14 protein-coding genes and 2 pseudogenes are annotated in these 18559 nt (G+C 62.4%); 8 read left to right on the forward strand and 8 right to left on the reverse strand.

All coding sequences use genetic code 11. From position 1 onward, the window contains the following. Window position 1: 1 nt before the first annotated feature. Window positions 2-892, reverse strand: coding sequence for a LysR family transcriptional regulator (locus ABEH27_RS04720; protein ID WP_346612441.1), 891 nt, complete (start codon window positions 890-892; stop codon window positions 2-4). A 197-nt stretch (window positions 893-1089) separates the two neighbouring features. Between ABEH27_RS04720 and ABEH27_RS04725 the strand changes: the two genes are divergently transcribed. Together ABEH27_RS04725 and ABEH27_RS04730 are read left to right on the forward strand one after the other, a co-directional pair. Further along, the gene (locus tag ABEH27_RS04725) at window positions 1090-2055 is read left to right on the forward strand and encodes an ABC transporter substrate-binding protein (RefSeq protein ID WP_346612442.1); all 966 of its coding nucleotides are present in this window, start codon (window positions 1090-1092) and stop codon (window positions 2053-2055) included. Window positions 2056-2071: 16 nt separating this feature from the next. Next, window positions 2072-3028 (forward strand): aliphatic sulfonate ABC transporter substrate-binding protein, encoded by a 957-nt coding sequence (locus ABEH27_RS04730; protein ID WP_346612443.1) that lies wholly within the window; start codon window positions 2072-2074, stop codon window positions 3026-3028. A 127-nt stretch (window positions 3029-3155) separates the two neighbouring features. Here the strand turns inward: ABEH27_RS04730 and ABEH27_RS04735 are convergent, their stop codons facing one another. From ABEH27_RS04735 to ABEH27_RS04745, 3 genes are all read right to left on the reverse strand, one after another. Beyond that, window positions 3156-4763, reverse strand: coding sequence for an MFS transporter (locus ABEH27_RS04735; RefSeq protein WP_346612533.1), 1608 nt, complete (start codon window positions 4761-4763; stop codon window positions 3156-3158). A gap of 246 nt (window positions 4764-5009) precedes the next feature. Further along, on the reverse strand, window positions 5010-5732 hold the full coding sequence (locus ABEH27_RS04740) for a pirin family protein (protein ID WP_346612444.1): 723 nt from the start codon (window positions 5730-5732) through the stop codon (window positions 5010-5012). A gap of 164 nt (window positions 5733-5896) precedes the next feature. Next, the gene (locus ABEH27_RS04745; RefSeq protein ID WP_346612445.1) at window positions 5897-6121 is read right to left on the reverse strand and encodes a hypothetical protein; all 225 of its coding nucleotides are present in this window, start codon (window positions 6119-6121) and stop codon (window positions 5897-5899) included. A 282-nt stretch (window positions 6122-6403) separates the two neighbouring features. Between ABEH27_RS04745 and ABEH27_RS04750 the strand changes: the two genes are divergently transcribed. Continuing rightward, the gene (locus ABEH27_RS04750) at window positions 6404-7879 is read left to right on the forward strand and encodes an MFS transporter (RefSeq protein ID WP_346612446.1); all 1476 of its coding nucleotides are present in this window, start codon (window positions 6404-6406) and stop codon (window positions 7877-7879) included. Window positions 7880-8384: 505 nt separating this feature from the next. Here the strand turns inward: ABEH27_RS04750 and ABEH27_RS04755 are convergent. Together ABEH27_RS04755 and ABEH27_RS04760 are read right to left on the reverse strand one after the other, a co-directional pair. Further along, window positions 8385-9209 (reverse strand): hypothetical protein, encoded by an 825-nt coding sequence (locus ABEH27_RS04755; protein ID WP_346612447.1) that lies wholly within the window; start codon window positions 9207-9209, stop codon window positions 8385-8387. Window positions 9210-9752: 543 nt separating this feature from the next. Continuing rightward, window positions 9753-10196, reverse strand: coding sequence for a MarR family transcriptional regulator (locus ABEH27_RS04760; RefSeq protein ID WP_346612448.1), 444 nt, complete (start codon window positions 10194-10196; stop codon window positions 9753-9755). An 80-nt stretch (window positions 10197-10276) separates the two neighbouring features. On the opposite strand from ABEH27_RS04760, the gene ABEH27_RS04765 reads away from it, so the two are divergent. Next, window positions 10277-11443, forward strand: a complete 1167-nt coding sequence (locus tag ABEH27_RS04765) for a PLP-dependent aminotransferase family protein (RefSeq protein ID WP_346612449.1) — start codon at window positions 10277-10279, stop codon at window positions 11441-11443. Window positions 11444-11617: 174 nt separating this feature from the next. Here the strand turns inward: ABEH27_RS04765 and ABEH27_RS04770 are convergent. Beyond that, a pseudogene (locus tag ABEH27_RS04770) lies at window positions 11618-12379 on the reverse strand (DUF1214 domain-containing protein); the annotation flags it as partial. Here ABEH27_RS04770 and ABEH27_RS04775 point away from each other — a divergent pair. The 4 genes and pseudogenes from ABEH27_RS04775 to ABEH27_RS04790 all read left to right on the forward strand — a co-directional run. Next, window positions 12378-12923 (forward strand): annotated as a pseudogene (locus ABEH27_RS04775) (transporter); the annotation flags it as partial. The pseudogenes ABEH27_RS04770 and ABEH27_RS04775 overlap by 2 nt on opposite strands. A gap of 457 nt (window positions 12924-13380) precedes the next feature. Continuing rightward, complete coding sequence (locus ABEH27_RS04780; protein ID WP_346612450.1) at window positions 13381-14928, forward strand: AMP-binding protein; 1548 nt, start codon at window positions 13381-13383, stop codon at window positions 14926-14928. A gap of 15 nt (window positions 14929-14943) precedes the next feature. Then, window positions 14944-16107 carry an acyl-CoA dehydrogenase family protein gene (locus tag ABEH27_RS04785; protein WP_346612451.1) on the forward strand — a complete coding sequence of 388 codons (1164 nt, stop codon included), beginning with the start codon at window positions 14944-14946 and terminating at the stop codon, window positions 16105-16107. Window positions 16108-16171: 64 nt separating this feature from the next. Then, window positions 16172-17482 (forward strand): MFS transporter, encoded by a 1311-nt coding sequence (locus ABEH27_RS04790; protein ID WP_346612452.1) that lies wholly within the window; start codon window positions 16172-16174, stop codon window positions 17480-17482. Here ABEH27_RS04790 and ABEH27_RS04795 read toward each other — a convergent pair. Next, window positions 17467-18429, reverse strand: a complete 963-nt coding sequence (locus ABEH27_RS04795) for a LysR family transcriptional regulator (protein ID WP_197897535.1) — start codon at window positions 18427-18429, stop codon at window positions 17467-17469. The two genes, ABEH27_RS04790 and ABEH27_RS04795, sit on opposite strands and share 16 nt — an antisense overlap. Window positions 18430-18559: the final 130 nt, after the last annotated feature.

An 18559-nucleotide genomic window follows, 5' to 3' on the forward strand; every position in this document is an offset into this window, starting at 1 on the left:
GTCAACCCAGCAACCGATGCCCGGCAACTTCGCCAAACAGTTCCACAGGCTCCTGCAGGTTGCCCAGGAACCGCGGATGGAACAACCACAGGTCCACCTGCGGCTTGAAGTCAGTGACGTTGAGCACATCCAGCGCCTCGCGATGCCGGCTTGCCTGCAGCAGCGGCTCGGGTACCAGCCCCAGCCCCTGGCCATTGGCGACCAGCCCAAGTTGCAACTCCGTGCCGAAGGTTTCCAGGTTGATCGACAGGCTCAGCCCTTGTTCGCTCAGGGCCCGCTGCAGCCCGGCGCGGAAACCGCAACCATCGGGGTTGAGCACCCAGCCACGGGTGTAGCAGTCCTTGAGCTTGTAGCTGCGCTTGGCGGCGCTGCCCTTGGCCGCCACCACCTTCAGCGGCATGCGCGCGATCGATTGGCTGGCGATGCCTTCGGGGAAGATCTTGCCCGGCGGGAACAGCGCGGCGGCGGCGTCGAGCTCGCCGTTTTCCATGCGCGCGATCAGGCTGCTGCCCCAACCGCTGCTCACCTGGGTGCGCAATTGCGGGTAGGCCTCACGAATCTGCGCCAGGGCATCGAGCAGCACCACGTCGCCCAGGGTTTGCGGCACGCCCAGGCGCAGGGTGCCCGACGGCGCACCATCGTTGGCCACCAGTTCGCGCAGCGCGTCGATCTCGCGCAAGATCGCCTTGCACTGGTCGTACACCCGCAGGCCCATGGGGGTGGGTTTGAGGGGCTTGGTGTTGCGATCGAGCAGGGTGGCACCGAGGTCTTCCTCGAAGTTCTGCACCCGGCGGGTAATGGCCGGCTGGGTCAGTTGCAGGGCTTCGGCGGCGAGGTTGGTGGACTGGCAACGGATGACCGCGACGAAGGCGTCCATATCATCGATTTTCATAATCGGCGCTCACTGGGTGGCACGGGAAAATAAGGCATTAGCATAATCGCAATGGCGAGTAATGCCATCTGCAGGGTCTGGCGAGATTAAAACGCATATTAGGTTATTCCTAAAATCAATTTAATTTATTTGATGGTTCTCGCTAGAGTCACAGACCGGGCCGCATGACGCGGCCTGCCCAGACATCGAGGAGCGCCATGTCCATCCGCACGAAGCTGTTCACCCTTGCCGCGGCACTGTTGCTGGTTGGCCAGGCCAGCGCCACGGAGCGCCTGACCCTGCGCATCGGCGACCAGAAGGGCAATATGCGCGCACAGCTGGAAGCCGCCGATGCCTTGCGCGACTTGCCCTATGACATCCACTGGGCCGAGTTCCCCGCCGCCGCACCGTTAGCCGAGGCGCTCAATGCCGGGGCGATCGATGCCGGCATCATCGGCGATGCGCCGCTGTTGTTCGTATTGGCCTCGGGGGCGCCGGTCAAGGCCATCGCCGTGGACAAGTCCGACCCTTATGGCACGGCGCTGCTGGTGCGCCCCGATGCACCGCTGCACAGCGCGGCCGACCTCAAGGGCAAGCGCATCGCCACCGGTCGCGGGTCGATCGGCCATCATCTGGCGCTCAAGGCGCTTGAACAGGCCGGCCTAAGCGAGAAGGACGTGGAATTGCGTTTTCTCGGGCCGGTGGACGCCAAGATCGCCCTGGCCAACGGTGCGGTCGATGCCTGGTCGACCTGGGAGCCCTATACCGCTTTGGCCGAGTTGAGCGGGCAGGGCCGGGTGCTGGTCAACGGCCGTGGCCTGTCCAGCGGCAACAGCTTCCTCGCTGCAACCGACAAGGCCTTGGATCAACCCGCCCGGCGCGCAGCGCTGCAGGACTACCTCAACCGGCTGGCCGGCGCGCAGGTCTGGGCCAACCAACATGTGGACAGCTATTCGAAAACCTTGGCGGCGATCATCGGCTTCCCCGAAGACGCCGCCCGCCTGCAGTTCGAGCGTCGCCAACTGCGCTGGCAGCTGATCGACCCGCAAACCGTGGCCGAACAGCAGGACACCGCCGACTTTTACCATGCCCATGGCTTGATGGCCCAACGCCTCGACGTGGCACCGACATTCGCCAGCGGTTTCACCCTTCCCGGTGCCGCCAAGCTGGCCGTGCAACCCTGACAGCGGAGATTTTCCCATGCCAATCAAACCCCTGCGCCGGCTCGGCCTGGCGCTGCTGGCCAGCGCCTTGCTGCCGAGCCTGGCCAATGCCGAGCAGACCCTGCGCATCGGCTACCAGAAGTCCTCGACCCTGCTGACCCTGCTCAAGGCCCGAGGCAGCCTCGAACAACGCCTGCAGGCCGAGGGCATCCGCGTCAGCTGGCACGAGTTTCCAAGTGGCCTGCCGCTGCTGGAGGCACTGAACCTGGGTAATGTCGACCTGTCGGCGGACGTTGCCGATACCGTGCCGGTGTTCACCCAGGCCGCCGGCGCCAAACTCACCTACTTTGCCCGGGAAACCCCGTCACCCACGGCCCAGGCGATCCTGGTGCCGTCGGACTCGCCACTCAAGACCCTGGCCGACCTCAAGGGCAAGCGCGTGGCGGTGACCAAGGCCGCCGGCAGCCACTACTTGCTGATCCAGGCCCTGGCCAAGGCCGGGCTGACCTTCAAGGACATCACCCCGGCCTACCTCATTCCCGCCGACGGCCGAGCCGCCTTCGAAAACCACAAGGTCGATGCCTGGGTAACTTGGGACCCTTACGTGGCCAGTGCTCAGCGCCAGCAGAACGCGCGGATTCTGGCCGATGGCAGCGAGCTGGCCAGCTACCAGCGTTACTACCTGGCTGGCAGCGACTACGCCAAGGCCCATCCCGAAGTGCTGCAGCAGGTGTACCTGGCCCTGCGCGAGGCCGGTGCCTGGACCAAGGCCAACCCGGCGCAGGCCGCGCGTATCCTTGGGCCGCTGTGGGGCAACCTGGACAGCGCCACGGTGCAGCAGGCCAACGCCCGGCGCAGTTATGACGTGCAGCCGGTGAAGCTGGAAAACCTGGCTGAACAGCAGCGCATCGCCGATGCCTTTTACCGCGAGGGGCTGCTGCCCAAGGCGGTGGATGCGAGCTCCGTGAGCCTTTTCGAGCCGGTACAGAACTAGGCATCGCAACGTCCAACATCAGCAATGAGGCATAGACAGGCTCAGTGCTGATGATGGACTTTCAACGGCATTGCGGGTGGGTACTCAGAGCGGCCCTACCGACATCGCTGCTGGAAGCTGCCGTGGTTCAGTGGCCGCCAGACCGATGAGGCTTATGTGTTTCAGCCAGCAGATGACGGATTTTCACAGGTACGCCTTCGGTCTGGAATGTGCGCACTCGAGCTTCGATCTTCAGCTCGCCACGGGTAACCCGATGGTGATGGCGCAAGTGTTCAAGCCAAGACTCTTCAAAGAAAAACTCCTGCCACAACGTCGGCTCCGAGCTGTCCTGCATCAACCCCCATGACAACGCACCGTTTCGCTTGCGCATGGCTTCCAGATCTCGAGCAGCCTGGGTGAAAGCCTCTGCTTGAGCAGGATCGATGTGGTACTCGACTGTGACCATCACAGGCCCGCGCTCCTGATCCAGCTCATCGCTGATTAATGGCGTTGGCCAGTGCAGCGAAGGCGCGAGCTCGTCGGCTTCAGTCTCAGGCAGCGCCACTTTGCAGGTAACGAGGGTCGCCAGCGCAAGACCGCCAGCAGCCAGCAGCAGGCTCAAAGTGATCGAGGCATGGCTGGCTACGGTCCCCCACAGGAGGCCACCACCCGCCATTGAACCGAAGAAGACCAGGATGTACACCGACAGTGCCCGGGCTCGTACCCACGCTGGCACAGAGGTTTGAGCGGCAACCTGCATATTGGAGAGCACCGCGATCCAAGCGGCTCCGCTAATCAGCATCGCTGGCATCAGCACATAGAAATTGCGAACCGACGCGAGCACGAGCAGGAATACGGCGTACAACAAGCTCGCAATTATTACCAAACGGTCTCGGCTGACCCGCTCACGCAGTTTAGGCAAAAGCGTTGCACCCCCTACGGCGCCTATGCCAATTGCAGCAAGCAGCAAACCGAAATCGGCCGCGGTGCCATGCATCTCGCCACGCACGATCAGTGGCAGCAATGAAGTGCCGGCACTCGCAAACAGGAAGAAGGCCAGCGCACGAATCAATACAGCTTGAAGCGGTTTGGAGCTTCGAGCGAAGCGCATCCCAGTACGCATTGCACCGATGAAGCGCTCCGCAGGCAGCAGCGGCTCTTTGACCTCGCGCTTCCACATGAACAGCACCAGGATCACACCCGCAAACGAAACTGCGTTGAGTGCGAACGTCAACCACGGGCCTACCAGGCTCACCACTACACCTGCCAAGGCAGGGCCGATCGCTCGCGAGACGTTTATGCCGACACTCGAGATCGCCACCGCATTCGACAGGTCTTCTTTCCCAACAAGCTCAGGTGTGAGGGCGCTCCACGCCGGCATCATCAACGCGGTACCAATGCCCAACGCCAAAGTGAGTACCAGAAGCAATGAAACGTTCATCAGCCCTAGCAGCGTGAGGCTTGCCAATGTCACTGCGACCGCCGACATCCAGAGTTGCACGAATAACAGGTAACGTCGTTTATCGACAATGTCAGCAGCGGCTCCGGCCGGAAGGGCCAGGAAGAACATGGGGAGCGAGCCTGCCACTTGAATCAATGCAACGTGGAGCGGGCTGGCGGAAAGGGTGGTCATCAACCATCCTGCGCCGACCTCGTGCATCCAAGTGCCGATGTTGGAAGCGATTGTTGCGATCCACAACATGCGGAAGGTGGTATTGCGCAAGGGGCTCCAAGCGCCAGGTGTTGATGTGCTCATTCCATTGCTGCCTTTGAAAAATTGGGTTCGACCCAGGTCGGTATCCTGGCGCGTCTTAGCCAAGCCATGCACGCCTAAGCAGCGAGCACGACTCATCCAGCTAGCATCGGGCCGGCCAGAATCTGTTTTTGGGGGTAGGGGGCTTGAGGGCGTGGGTGCCAAATTCTGGCATGCCTGGATCCATCAATCGGCATGCTGTCTTACCGCTCTGCGAGGCGCGGCAAGACAGTCCTCCAATTGCATGGGTCAAGGCATGCTCGGCAGCTCGTTAGGCCGCAGATCAAACACCAGCACTTCTGCATCACGGCCGTTGGAAAGCTCGATCAGTTGCTCTTTCCTCATCCGCACGCCGTCACCTTCGCGCAGCAGTTGGCCATTGAGCTCGATGCGCCCACGCGCTACGTGTACATACGCATGGCGGTTGTCAGCCAGCGTCAGAGTGGCGTGCTCATCGCCGTCGAAGAGGCCCGCATAAACACGCGCGTCCTGGCGAACCTGAAGCGAACCCTGCTTGCCCTCTGGCGAAATGATCAGCCGCAGCTTGCCGCGCTTTTCATCGTCACTGAAACGCTGCTGCTGATAACGGGGAGTCGCACCCCGTACATTGGGCACAATCCAGATTTGCAGGAAGTGAACCGGCTGCGATTTGCTGTGGTTGAACTCACTGTGAGCGACCCCGCTGCCTGCGCTCATCAATTGCACATCACCTGGTTTGATTACCGACCCGGTGCCCAGGGTGTCTTTGTGCTCCAGGGCGCCCTCGAGGACGTAGGAGAATATCTCCATGTCACGGTGAGGATGCTGGCCGAAACCTTTGCCTGCTATCACCCGGTCATCATTGATGACCAGAAGGTCAGAAAAGCCTTGCTCGTCAGGATCCCAGTAATTGGCGAATGAGAAGGTATGAGCTGACTTCAACCAGCCATGATTGGCGCGGCCACGTTCTTCAGCGTTACGGACAGTGATCATGATTCGTCTCCTTGAGGCTTCGGCGCCTCTATGTGATGAACCCACTTTACTGTCAGGGGATGAAGACAAAAATACGTGGCCAATTGAATTACTGTCACGAAAATCGGGACAATCCGCTCAGATGCCCATTTACCGAATGGGCATCTGAGCGTGGCGCCCGGCGTTCAGCGTCGGGCTTTTTCGTCTGCCTCAGCCAGGCGCCGCTCGATCTGACGGGTCTGCTGCTCTTGTTCTTTGATCGAGGTTGGCGTGATGACCTTGTCCACTGCCTCGGTAGCAGGGTCGGGGCGTTCGAGCACCGGGTCTGGCTCCCGCTCACCTTGCTGGGCCTGTTCAGAAGAAAGCGGCTTGGGGACTTTGTCGCCGGTCTTGCCGTCGTTATGCTTCATGGGCGTCTCCTCGCGTTGGTAGGTGTGTGCAGAGGAGCACGGTGGCGGGCAGAAAGTTCGATCCGCTTGCATCAGCGCAACCAGCAGCGCCTGCACTGCCAGCGGGTGATCAAGGCGAGCGTTGGCCACAGCCGCGTCCATGCCTGCGTCATAGGTCCATCCTTGTATTGCATAGGTTATCGGGGAGACTGACCTGCCGAGCGGTGGACAATGTGAATCTTGAACTCCGCGCGCCTTACAGGGCTCCATCGGCTAAGCGAACCCGTCAGCGAAGGTGTTGCCATGACGACCCGAGCCTTGCAGCAGCCCAGCGGTGCCCCGGCGCAGCAGCGCCTGTACAGCACCGATATACCCGCCCGGCTGGACCGCTTGCCCTGGACCCGCTTTCATACCTTGCTGGTGTTGGCTCTGGGTATCACCTGGCTGCTCGACGGCCTGGAAGTGACCCTGGCCGGCTCGGTGTCCGGCGCATTGAAGGACAGCCCGGCATTGGCCATGAGCAGTACCGAGATCGGCCTGGCGGGCGCTACCTATATTGCGGGCGCAGTGCTGGGCGCGCTGTTCTTCGGCTGGTTGACTGACCGTCTGGGGCGGCGAAAGCTGTTTTTCATTACCCTGTTTCTGTACATCGGCGCCACTGCGGCGACGGCATTTTCCTGGAACCTGTGGAGCTTCCTGTTGTTCCGTTTTCTCACAGGTGCTGGCATCGGCGGCGAGTATACGGCGATCAACTCGACTATCCAGGAGTTCACCCCGGCGCGCTACCGCGGCTGGGTCGACTTGACCATCAACGGCACCTTCTGGATCGGCGCCGCCCTCGGCGCGGCCGGTGCCGTGGTGCTGCTCGACCCGGCGGTTGCAGGTGGCGACCTGGGTTGGCGGCTGTGCTTCGGTATCGGTGCGGCGCTGGGCCTGGTGATCATGCTGATGCGCCTGTGGGTGCCGGAAAGCCCACGCTGGCTGATGATCCACAACCAGCCTGAAGAGGCCGAGCGCATCGTCGCCAACATCGAACGCCATTACCAGGCGCGCGGCATTGCGATCCCCCCTTTGCAGGCTGCGCCCATGCGCCTGCGCGCACGTGACCACACGCCGCTGCGCGAGGTGTTCCACAGCCTGTTCGTCGAGCATCGGCGCCGCGCATTGGTCGGGCTGACCTTGCTGACCTCGCAGGCCTTCTTCTACAACGCGATCTTCTTCACCTATGCGCTTGTGCTGACTGACTTCTACGGGGTGGCGTCAGCGAAGGTGGGCTGGTACATCCTGCCGTTTGCGCTTGGCAACTTCTGCGGCCCGCTGTTGCTGGGCAGGCTGTTCGATGTGATCGGCCGGCGCATCATGATCAGCGCCACCTACCTGGTCTCCGGCGTGCTGCTGACCATCAGTGGCTACCTGTTCGAGCAAGCGCTGATCGACGTCACCCAGCAGACCGTGGCGTGGATGGTCATCTTCTTCTTCGCCTCGGCTGCAGCGAGTTCCGCCTACCTCACCGTCGCCGAGACATTCCCGCTGGAAATCCGGGCGCTGGCCATCGCCGTGTTCTACGCATTCGGCACCGGCCTGGGTGGGCTGATCGGGCCAACGTTGTTCGGCGCGCTGATCGAAAGTGGCGAACGTGCCAATGTGCTGTACGGCTACCTGATCGGGGCTGCCTTGATGATCATTGCCGGCCTGACCCAGGCTGTTTGGGGCGTAGCGGCCGAACGCCGTTCCCTGGAACATGTCGCCCGGCCGCTGTCGCAGATCGGCGAAACGTGAGCCGACTTCGGTCCAGCGGATGGCACGTCAGGCCGCTCAGGCCTTGCGCTATCGAACCGTGGCGGACTTCTGAAGGCGGGGCCGCTTCGCGGCCCATCGCCGGCAAGCGCGGCTCCCACAGTTTGGACTGCGCAGGCCCGGAGGCTGGTGATCTCTCTGTGGGAGCCGGCTTGCCGGCGATGAGGCCGGCACTGGCTACAGAGCGTTGGGGTGGTGTCCGCCATGGACCGTTTAGCGATCAGCCGTGAAAGGCTGCTATCGACCCATGGCGGACATCCGAAGGCCGGGGCCGCTTCGCAGCCCATCGCCGGCAAGCCCGGCTCCCACAGGTAATGCGCAGACCTGGAGGCTGGTGATATATCTGTGGGAGCCGGCTTGCCGGCGATGAGGCCGGTACTGACTACAGGGCGTTGGCACGGTGTCCGCAATGGGTCGATAGCTGCCATTGGCCAATGGCAGCTGGATTATTGCATGAGCCGCTTAGCTAGGGCTGGCTTACCTGCGGTCAGCGAATACCGAGCTGGCAACTGACCGAGGCCACATTGAAAAGTATCTCGTATTGCCGGTATTCCTGTGCCGAGATATGTCGAGGCCTTGGGCCACGGTCTAGCGTTCGGTCATAGCCGAGCAGCACATTGCACGTCACCCATTCGCCAATCTGGGTTGTGGCGTTGGCCGCCGGCCTGCGCAACTTCGCCTGTTCGTCGGCATTCTCCATGAGCACCGGAATTCTGAATGGCTGGGGAACCAAGGCCACGTGAACGCCATCGCCATCGCCTGCAAACCCCAAACTGATAGTGTGATTGCCGTCGCGTTCAATCCGCGTTATCGCTGACAGTCGCGTGGCAAATTGCTGCGTCGTCCCCAGCTGGGCAAGGGTTTGCCGCTTCAGTTTTTCCCAGTATTCATTGTTCGGTTTGTGTGCGTCATAGGGGGGCGCAGCCCGGTCGTAGGGGTTGCCCGCCTGCTTTAGTTCCAACTGACGCTGATAATAGCGATCCCGGCAGCCGACATTGGCAGACTCATCCAGCGGGCGGCCGGACTTGGCACTGTAGAGCAGTGCGGACGCACAAGTGAAGTCATAGCGACCGTTGAAGTATAGGTACAACCCGCTACCGGCCGGGCTCTTTTTCGGCATCAAGTCCAGTTCACCACCACTCGCAGCAGCAGAACCGGGTACCGCGCCGGCAGGTATCAATGAGGCCAGCGAATTTGCCGTCTCATCAGAGAAGCGAATCCTGGTTTTGCCATCGGGCATGCGCTCAGCGGTCATACAGCCGGCCATGGTCAATGCGGCCATGATTGGCAAAAGGGGTTTGAGCTTGATCATCTAGCGTCCTTACTTTAAAACCGTCCACTCGACACCGTAGGGTGCCTAACACGGCATACTGCGTGAAAAACGGTCAGTCTTATAACAAGAATCGGATGCTTTACAAAGTACCTGTCGCTGACTGCCCTCAGCCGCTGAGGTGGACCGTGGAGCGACGGGCACAGCCAATTATCATCAACGGTTGCTACTGTCAGTGACTGACGAATTGTAAATACCAAGCGCAGCGGTGTGGCGGAATGCACCGGCACCTTCCGATCCACTGCGGACACCGCCCCAACGCTGTGTAGTCAGTACCGGCCTCATCGCCAGCAAGCCGGCTCCCACAGAGATATAACCAGTCTCCAGGCCTCCGCGGTGCCTGTGGGAGCCGGGCTTGCCGGCGATGGGCCGCGAAGCGGCCCCAGCCTTCGGATGTCCGCCATGGGCCGAAATCGGAGTGGTGACCGGCTGCAGTCGACCCGTTGCGGACAATCAAATCTGCTCAGCATACGCATGTTCCTAATGAAACCGCGTCTACAGAGGCCTTCTTTCGGGTATCCGGGTTCACGTTGAATTTTGTAGCTTCCCCAATGCCGCATTGACAGCCAGCCATCCCTCTACCGCCGGCGCTCCGGCCTCACCGAATGCCCGCTCAAGCAGCTTTACTTGTTCACGTCGCAGCATTTGTTCAAGTCGCGAGCCTTCTTTGGTCAGCTGAAGCAAACGCATCCGTTTGTCGGTGTGCGATGCCGCGCTGTCCACTAATCCCATCTCTGACAATTGCCGTAGCGGTATGTTCAGCGCCTGCTTGGTCACGCCGAGCAGGGCCAGCAGCTCCTTGACGCTGAGGTGCGGGTGCCGGGCTATGAAAAAAACGATCCTCTGATGCACACGGCCCAAGCCCCTGCGCTCAAGCATCTCGTCGGCCTTGGTGGTGAACGCCTGATAGCCAAAGAAAAACGCCTCCATGGCCTGCTGCTGTGCTTCCTGGTTTTTTAGGTCAATCATGTTGACTTACTCTCGACGAGCGCTCTAATTTAGGTAAAGGAGTTTGACCTATATTGTTCGCGCTTGGCCAGAGGTGATCCATGGCATTTTCTGAACGTGTTTCGCGCCTTAAAAGCTCTTTGATTCGTGAAATTCTGGCCGCCGCGCAGCGCCCAGGGATGATGTCTTTTGCAGGGGGGCTGCCGGCAGAGGAGATGCTGCCCTCTGTGGACTGGGCTGAAATGCCCACCAGCATGGGCCAGTACGGGATGAGCGAGGGTGAGCCGATGTTGCGTGAGGCGCTGGCCAGGGAAGCCCGTGCGTTGGGAATCAAGTGCGAGGCTAGCCAAGTGCTCATTCTCAGCGGCTCGCAGCAAGCTCTGGACCTGACATCAAAACTGTATATCGACAAAGGGACGCCGGTGCTGCTGGAAGCCCCTACTTATCTGGCTGCGTTGCAAAGCTTCCAGTTCTTCGGTGCGCACTGCCTTTCGCTGCCGATGGAGCGCGATGGCCCGGATCTGGAGTCGTTGCGCGAACTGCTGAGCCAGAACCGCCCGGCGTTCATCTATCTGATTCCAACGTTTCAGAACCCGTCGGGGCTGCGCTACAGCGACAGAAAAAGGGACGAAGTCGCGGCGCTTCTCGATGAGTTCAACGTCACATTGATCGAAGATGAGCCATATCGAGAGCTGAGCTTCGACGGCGTCGCGGCCATGCCGGTTGTCAGCCGTCTGAACACCACCAGCTGGATTTATACCGGTACTGTGTCCAAGACCTTGCTGCCCGGCTTGCGGGTTGGGTACCTGATTGCCAGCCCCGACCTGTTCCCGCAATTGCTGCGGCTCAAGCAATCGGCGGACCTGCACACCAGTCGAGTTGGGCAATGGCAGGTCCTTCAATGGCTGGGGACAGAACGGCTTGAGCGTCATCTTGAAGAGTTACGCAGCTATTACCGGGGTCGTCGAGACGCTTTCCAGGCCGCATTGGAGACGCACTTCGACGACCTGGCCGAGTGGCAGATGCCAGAGGGAGGGTTGTTCTTCTGGTTGACGCTCAAGCACCCCATCGATACCCGGGCATTGCTCGAGCCGGCACTGGCCGCCAATGTGGCTTTCATGCCAGGAGAGCCCTTCTTCCCAGAGCCTGACAAACATCCAGGGCACCTGAGGCTGAACTTCAGCCATGTTGCTCCCGACAAGCTGGATGAAGGTCTGAAGCGTTTGTCGGATGTCCTGCGTCGGGCTCAGAGCGAGCAGGCGGCCTGACTATCTCTAATGGGTCGAAATCTGCGATTCACGACAGGCCGCTTTCGACCCAAAGCTGCCGTTCATTAGTGTGCAGCGGACCAGACGGATTGCGGCTCACCAAGATAGTGAGAAGCTCTGTCACTGACTGATTCGCATTGCCCCGCTTGGTAACGGGGCAACGCAAGTTCCACCCTATTGCTTGATCACGTCACTGGGCTTCCAGCTCTGGTCGAAAAACGCCTGTTTCGGCCCGTACAGCCGCACGATCACCAGGAAGCCTTTGCCCGGTACGGTACGAATCCAGTTTTTCCCTGTACCAGGTGATTCAGGGCCGAAGAAAATGTCAGTCGAGCCGTCGCTGTTCTGCGCGGGCTTGTCCATCTGGTTGAGCGACGGGAACGGCTGGCCGTTGTCCAGGCCCGAGGCTGTGAGGTTGTCATAGGCAGTCACCGACCAGAACAACGCCGCCGGCACATTTGCCGGCAGGTTGAGCTTGTAGGTGTGGGCACCGTCGAGGAACTTGCCGTCGGCATCACGAGTAGTCGCCGGGTACTTGGCGCCGGCACCGACCATGTTCATTACCATGCCCGGGCTGTCCGAGTAGGCCGAGGTGAAGAACGCCACGCGCTGCTCAAGATTGGTGTACGTGCCGCTGGACTGGAACTCGGTGTTTTCCCCAGCGAAGGTGTTCACATACTGGCGATCCGTGTAGTACAGGCCCCCTGGCTCTTTCATCAAGAGATGGCTGGTGACCACCTTGCTCATCTTGAATGCGGTACGTGCCGCCTCATCCAGCAGTTTGCGCCGCTCGGCATCCGGGGCGAAGGGCTTGCCCTTTTCGATGCCGATGGTATGCAGGAAGCCGCGCATGTCCATGTCTGCCGGGTCGACCGCTTCGGCTTCAATGAAGCGCGAGAGCAGTTCGAAGTAGCGGCCGTCCTCGGGGAACAGCATCGTGCACAACCTGTTCGGCGGGCCGGCGCTGACCCAGGAAGAATTCGCCACCTGGCAGCCCGAGACATTCCTGACCGGGGCCTTGTGGGTAACGGCGCCCACCGGCGATTACGACAAGAAGCGCATCATCTACATCGGCGCCAACTGCTGGGTGTTCAAACCGGAACTGGCGTTTGGTACACCTATCGGGCCGACCTGGCTCGAGGTCAACACCTACGTGTCCCTGTATGGCGACAATGATGATTACCTGGGCGACAACACGCTTGAGCAGAAGCCGTTGTATGCCGTCGAAGGCCACTACAGCTACAGCTTCAACCGTGCGCTTTGGGCTTCCCTCGATGCCACCTACAACAAAGGCGGAGAAACCAGGATCAACGGCGTCAACCAGGACAATCAGCAACAGAACACGTTGCTGGGTGCCAGCCTGGGCTTCATGCTATCGCCCCAGTTCGGGGGGCTGATTGCTTATTCCGATACTGTGTCCGAGCGCACAGGTTCGCCGGATGTGAACACCTGGACGTTGCGCTTGCAGTATGTGTGGTGAATGGACGGCTTGCAGTCAGTACCGGCCTCATCGCCGGCAAGCCGGCTCCCACACCGATCACGCAAGCTTGAGCAAGACAGTTGCTCCCACAGGGTATGCGGCGCGCTCGCGGGCTTTGTTCTCTGCGCGACAGCGTAGCCCGAAGGGCTGGGTAATCTCCCACAGAGGTACAACCAGTCTCCAGGCCTGCGCAGTACCCGTGGGAGCCGCGCTTGCCGGCGATGGGCCGCAAAGCGGCCCCGGCTTTCAGATGCCCGCCATCGGTCGAAATCGCTCCCTCATCAAACAAAGCTGCCACAACCAATGACTGCCACATTCCAACCGAGCGCCAGCCCCAGCACCTCTGGGCATCACGCCAGCCAATAAAGTTATGGCCCACATCTGAATCTTGTATTTCATCTGCACGCGCGCAGCTGATTAGCATCGTCGATGTCTTCCTGTCGACGAGAACAACAACGTGAACCTTGGAACGATCATTACCCGAAGTGCCCGCTACTGGCCGGACCACATCGCCGTGGCGGACAGTCAGACACGCCTCACATACGCCCAGCTGGAACGCCGCAGCAACCGCCTGGCCTCAGCACTGGGTACGCTGGGCGTGGGCGTCGGCGAGCATGTGGCGATTCTCGCCGCCAACCGCGTGGAGCTGGTCGAAGCGGAAGTGGCGCTGTACAAGGCGGCGATGGTCAAGGTGCCGATCAATGCGCGGCTGTCAGTGGATGAAGTGGTGCGGGTGCTGGAAGACTCCTGCAGCGTTGCACTGATCACCGACGCCAGTTTCGCCCAGGCGCTGGCAGCGCGGCGCACGGAGTTGCCGCTGCTGCGCCAGCTGATCGTGCTGGAAGGCGAGGGCGGTGACCTGGGTTATGCCGCGTTGCTCGAGCGCGGCAGTGAGGCACCGCTGGGCCTGGACCCGGCCGACGATGCGCTGGCCGTGCTGCATTACACCTCCGGCAGCTCCGGCGTGCTCAAGGCTGCGATGTTGTCGTTCGGCAACCGCAAGGCGCTGGTGCGCAAGAGCATTGCCAGCCCCACACGGCGCTCCGGGCCGGGCGACGTCATGGCCCATGTGGGGCCCATCACCCATGCCAGCGGCATGCAGATCATGCCGCTGCTGGCGGTCGGCGCCTGCAACCTGCTGCTCGACCGTTATGACGACCGCCTGTTGCTGGAGACCATCGAGCGCGAACGGGTGACGCGGCTGTTCCTGGTGCCGGCGATGATCAACCGCCTGGTCAATTACCCCGGCGTCGAACGCTTCGACCTGTCCAGCCTGAAACTGGTCATGTACGGCGCCGCGCCCATGGCACCGGCCCTGGTGAAAAAGGCCATCGAACTGTTCGGGCCGATTCTCGCGCAAGGTTACGGCGCCGGTGAAACCTGTTCGCTGGTCACCGTGCTGACCGAGCAGGACCACTTGGTGGAAGACGGCGATTATCAGCGCCTGGCCTCCTGCGGGCGGTGCTACTTCGAGACCGACCTGCGGGTGGTCAACGAGGCGTTCGAGGATGTGGCCCCGGGTGACGTCGGCGAGATCGTGGTCAAGGGCCCCGACGTAATGCAGGGCTACTGGCGCGCCCCGGCGCTCACCGCCGAAGTGATGCGCGACGGTTATTACCTTACCGGCGACCTGGCCACGGTCGATGCCCAGGGGTACGTGTTCATCGTCGATCGCAAGAAGGAAATGATCATCTCCGGCGGGTTCAACGTGTACCCCAGCGAAGTGGAGCAGGTGATCTACGGCTTCCCCGAGGTGTTCGAAGTGGCGGTGGTCGGCGTGCCCGACGCGCAGTGGGGCGAAGCGGTGCGCGCGGTGGTCGTGCTCAAGCCCGGGGCGCAACTGCAGGCCGCCGAGCTGATCGAGCGTTGCGGCCGTGCGCTGGCCGGTTTCAAGAAGCCGCGCGGCGTCGATTTTGTCAGCGAACTGCCGAAAAACCCCAATGGCAAGGTGGTGCGCCGCCTGGTCCGGGACACCTACTGGCAACACAGTGAACGTCGTATCTGACCAGGGAGCATCAGCATGTATCAACCCAGTGCAAAGGCTGCGCAAATTATCGAAGCGATCGAGGGTTTCGTCCGCGATCAGGTACGCCCGCTGGAACAGCAGGCACAGCTGGACTGGGCGCGCCCGCACCCCAAGCCGGTGCTGCGGCAGGTCTGGAAGCTTTCCAGCGAGCAGGGCCTGTACACCGTCATGCTGCCCGAAAGCATGGGCGGGGCCGGCCTGAACGTGGCCGACCTGTGCGCGGTGAAGGAGGCCACGGTGCTGACAGGCTCCATGCTCGCCTCACACGTGTTGGGCGAGCTGTCGGGGCCGCCGCGGGTCGGCCACCTGTTCAAGGTGGCCAGCCCCTACCAGGTCGAGACCTTTCTCAAGCCCGTGTGTCGCGCTGAAAAGGCCGTGTGCTTTGCCCTGACCGAAGCCGAGGCCGGCTCCGATGCCACCGCCATTACTACCCAGGCCCGCCGCGACGGTGACCACTATGTGCTCAGCGGCAGCAAGCGTTACATTTCTGGCGCCACCTACGCCGACCTGGCGGTGCTGCTGGCGGTGACCGGGCCGGGGAAGGGCGCCCAGGGCATTTCGGCGTTCTTCGTCGACCTCAACGCCCCGGGTGTGCGAATCGACAGCGATTACTCGGTGATGTCCGGTGGCGGTGCCCACGGCGACATCGTGCTTGACCAAGTGCGCGTGCCCGCCGCCAACCTGATCGGTGAAGAGGGGCAGGGGTTCAAACTGGCCATGGGGCGCATCACCCTCAACCGCCTGCTGCATTGCCCGACCCTGCTGGGGATGGCCGGCCTGGCGCTGAACCTGTCGATCGAGCATGCACGCAGCCGCAAGCAGTTCGGCCAGCCGATCGCCATGTTCCAGGCGGTCAACCACATGATCGCCGACATGGCCACCGAGCTGCACGCTGCCCGCAGCATGGTCTACGCCACGGCCCAGGTGAACGACGCAGGGGGCGATATCCGCACCCAGGCGCCGATGTGCAAGCTGTTCGTCTCCGAGGCTGCCTTCCGCATCGCCGACAAGGCAGTGCAGGTGCACGGCGGCGCTGGGCTGATGCAGGGCCACCCGGTGGAGTGGATTTTCCGTGCCACGCGGATGATGCGTATCCTCACCGGTACCAGCGAGATCCAGCGCAACACCATCGCCAAAGGCGTGCTGATGCCTGCCTGAACGACGGGCCGCCCTTGCGGCGGCCTTTTTGCAACACCCCACAACAATAACAAGAGTACTCGCCATGACTGCGGATTCTTCCCTGCCCAACCCCCGTACCGCCTGGCTGGTGGCCGCGCTGCTGGCCCTGCTGATGCTGGTCAACTTTCTCGACAAGGTGGTGATCGGCCTGGTGGCGGTGCCGATGAGCGCCGAACTGGGCCTGACGGCCACCGAGTTCGGCCTGATCGGCGGCGCCTTGCATTGGTTTTTCGCGATCTCCGCCGTGGTCGGTGGCTTCATGGCCAACCGGCGCCCCACCCGCACCTTGCTGCTGGGCATGGGCCTGTTCTGGGCGCTGATCCAGCTGCCGATGCTGTTTGCCACCTCGCTGTGGGCCATCGTCGCCTGCCGGGTGCTGCTGGGCATTGGTGAGGGGCCGGCATCGCCGGTGGCCACCCATGCGCTGTACAAGTGGTTCCCCAACGATCGGCGCAACCTGCCGGTGGCCCTGCTGCATGCCGGCAGTGCCATGGGCCTGCTGGTGGCGGGGGCGATGATCCCCTGGGTCAGCCTGCATTACGGCTGGCGCACCAACTTTATCATCCTTGCGCTGATCGGCCTGGTCTGGTGCCTGCTGTGGTGGCGGCTGGGCCAGGAGGGCACCCTCGAGCGCCTGCGTGCCAGCCAGCTCAAGGCCGATGAGCCGTCTGTTCCCTATCGCAGGCTGCTGGGCGACCCCAGCGTGCTGGGCAACTACCTGTGCCACTTCGCCGCCAACTGGTCGCTGGCCCTGACCCTGACCTGGGTACCCAGTTACCTGCAGGTGGGCCTGGGTATCGACCCGCTGCAGACCGGCCGAATCTTCATCATGTTCGTGGTCGTGACCACGCCGCTGAGCCTGCTGCTGGCCTGGTTCTCCCAGCGCCTGATGCGTCGCGGCGTGACGTCACGGGTGGCACGCGGCGTGTTCGTTTCGGTGTGCCTGATACTGGGCGGGTTGTTGTCGGCGTCGCTGATGCTGCCTGGCTTGAGCACGGCCGCAAGGGTCGCCGCGCTGACCCTCAGTGGTGGCCTGGCGTTGGTGATGTATTCCGTGGGCCCGGCAATGCTCGCCGAGTTCACCCCGGCGGCCCAGCGCGGCGGCATCCTCGCCATGGGCAACGGCATCGCCTCGCTGGCCGGGCTGGCAGCGCCGGTGGTGACCGGCTTGCTGGTACAAGGTGCGGGTAGCGAACACCCGGCGGGGTATGCCCAGGGCTTCCTGGTGTGCGGCGCGGTGCTGGTGGTGGCCGGGCTGGTGGGCCTGGCCACCCTGAACCCGCAGCGCACCCAGCAGCGCCTGCGCGAGTCGGCTGCAGCTGGCGGGCAGGCGCGCGCTCAGACCGCCAGCTGAACGCCGAGCACCGACTCCAGTGGTTCGGCCTCTTTGCCGATCAGCTCGCCCCGCCAGCGGCCGCTGTTGACCAGGTCGATCAGCACGCTGCGCACCAGGTCGCGCAGGCAACCGGCAGCGAACGACAGGGGTTTGTGCTGGGAATGCGCCAAGGCGATGGTGCGGCTGATGCGCGGTTCGACGATGCGCCGCGCCGCCGTGGGTTCGAGCAGTACGCTCAGCGGCGGCCAGTTACTGATGGTCGCCGCCAGGCCGGCGCGCACCAGGCTGGCGATACCGGGTGCCGATTGCTGCTCGTAGGCGGCGGCCAGGGGTACGGCGGCTTCCATGGCGGCTTGCTCGATGCGTCGGCGCAGGTGCAGCGTCCTGGGCGGCAGCACCAGCCGGGTGGCGGCGGCTTCGGCGAGGGTGATGGTGTCGGGGGTGCCAGGGGCTGATGCGCCAACCCAGTACAGCGCTTCGGTGAAGATCGGCTCGGCCTCCACATGGTCGAGTTCCTCGGCATTGGGCACCACACCGAAGTCCACCTTGCCCAGCTCGATGGCCTGGCCGCCTTCACGGCTGAGGCCGTCCCATACGGTCAGCGTCACGCCGGGGAAGCGCTGTTCGGCGCGCCTGACGATTTCTGGCAGCAGCAAGTCGGCGGCCGTGGCCGGGATGGAAATGGCCACGTGGCCCTTGGGGTCGCCGCGGCTGGATTTGAGCTCATCCTTCACCGAGTCGAGTTTCTGCACCACCTGCCGGGCCACTTCGTAGAGCTGGCGCCCGGCATCGGTCAGGGCAATGCCATCGTGCTGGCGGTCGAGCAGCTGCATCTCCAGCTCGCTTTCCAGCAGGCTGATCTGCCGGCTCAACGCCGGCTGGGCAATGTAGGCGCGACGTGAAGCCGAAGAGAAGCTGCCGGCTTCGACGATGGCGATCAGGTAGCGGAGCTGTTTCAGGGTCATCGGAGCGGTTCCAAGGGTATGCCGAACTGATATGGCACGTATCCGAACACGTTATTTGTGGGGTTCGAAGCGCGGCTCCTAGTATCACCCCGAAAGGGCGTGCCAAGGCAAGCCCGGCCCGGACACCACA

This window comes from Pseudomonas sp. P39-UII1 (assembly GCF_039672635.1).
GTDB lineage: Bacteria > Pseudomonadota > Gammaproteobacteria > Pseudomonadales > Pseudomonadaceae > Aquipseudomonas.

Bases quoted from the DNA above. Each gene is read 5' to 3' on its own strand.
- ABEH27_RS04720 (WP_346612441.1), bottom strand. From the start codon at position 892: ATGAAAATCGATGATATGGACGCCTTCGTCGCGGTCATCCGTTGCCAG.
- ABEH27_RS04740 (WP_346612444.1), bottom strand. From the start codon at position 5,732: ATGATCACTGTCCGTAACGCTGAAGAACGTGGCCGCGCCAATCATGGC.
- ABEH27_RS04725 (WP_346612442.1), top strand. From the start codon at position 1,090: ATGTCCATCCGCACGAAGCTGTTCACCCTTGCCGCGGCACTGTTGCTG.
- ABEH27_RS04755 (WP_346612447.1), bottom strand. From the start codon at position 9,209: ATGATCAAGCTCAAACCCCTTTTGCCAATCATGGCCGCATTGACCATG.
- ABEH27_RS04735 (WP_346612533.1), bottom strand. From the start codon at position 4,763: ATGAGCACATCAACACCTGGCGCTTGGAGCCCCTTGCGCAATACCACC.
- ABEH27_RS04765 (WP_346612449.1), top strand. From the start codon at position 10,277: ATGGCATTTTCTGAACGTGTTTCGCGCCTTAAAAGCTCTTTGATTCGT.
- ABEH27_RS04785 (WP_346612451.1), top strand. From the start codon at position 14,944: ATGTATCAACCCAGTGCAAAGGCTGCGCAAATTATCGAAGCGATCGAG.
- ABEH27_RS04745 (WP_346612445.1), bottom strand. From the start codon at position 6,121: ATGAAGCATAACGACGGCAAGACCGGCGACAAAGTCCCCAAGCCGCTT.
- ABEH27_RS04750 (WP_346612446.1), top strand. From the start codon at position 6,404: ATGACGACCCGAGCCTTGCAGCAGCCCAGCGGTGCCCCGGCGCAGCAG.
- ABEH27_RS04795 (WP_197897535.1), bottom strand. From the start codon at position 18,429: ATGACCCTGAAACAGCTCCGCTACCTGATCGCCATCGTCGAAGCCGGC.
- ABEH27_RS04760 (WP_346612448.1), bottom strand. From the start codon at position 10,196: ATGATTGACCTAAAAAACCAGGAAGCACAGCAGCAGGCCATGGAGGCG.
- ABEH27_RS04730 (WP_346612443.1), top strand. From the start codon at position 2,072: ATGCCAATCAAACCCCTGCGCCGGCTCGGCCTGGCGCTGCTGGCCAGC.
- ABEH27_RS04790 (WP_346612452.1), top strand. From the start codon at position 16,172: ATGACTGCGGATTCTTCCCTGCCCAACCCCCGTACCGCCTGGCTGGTG.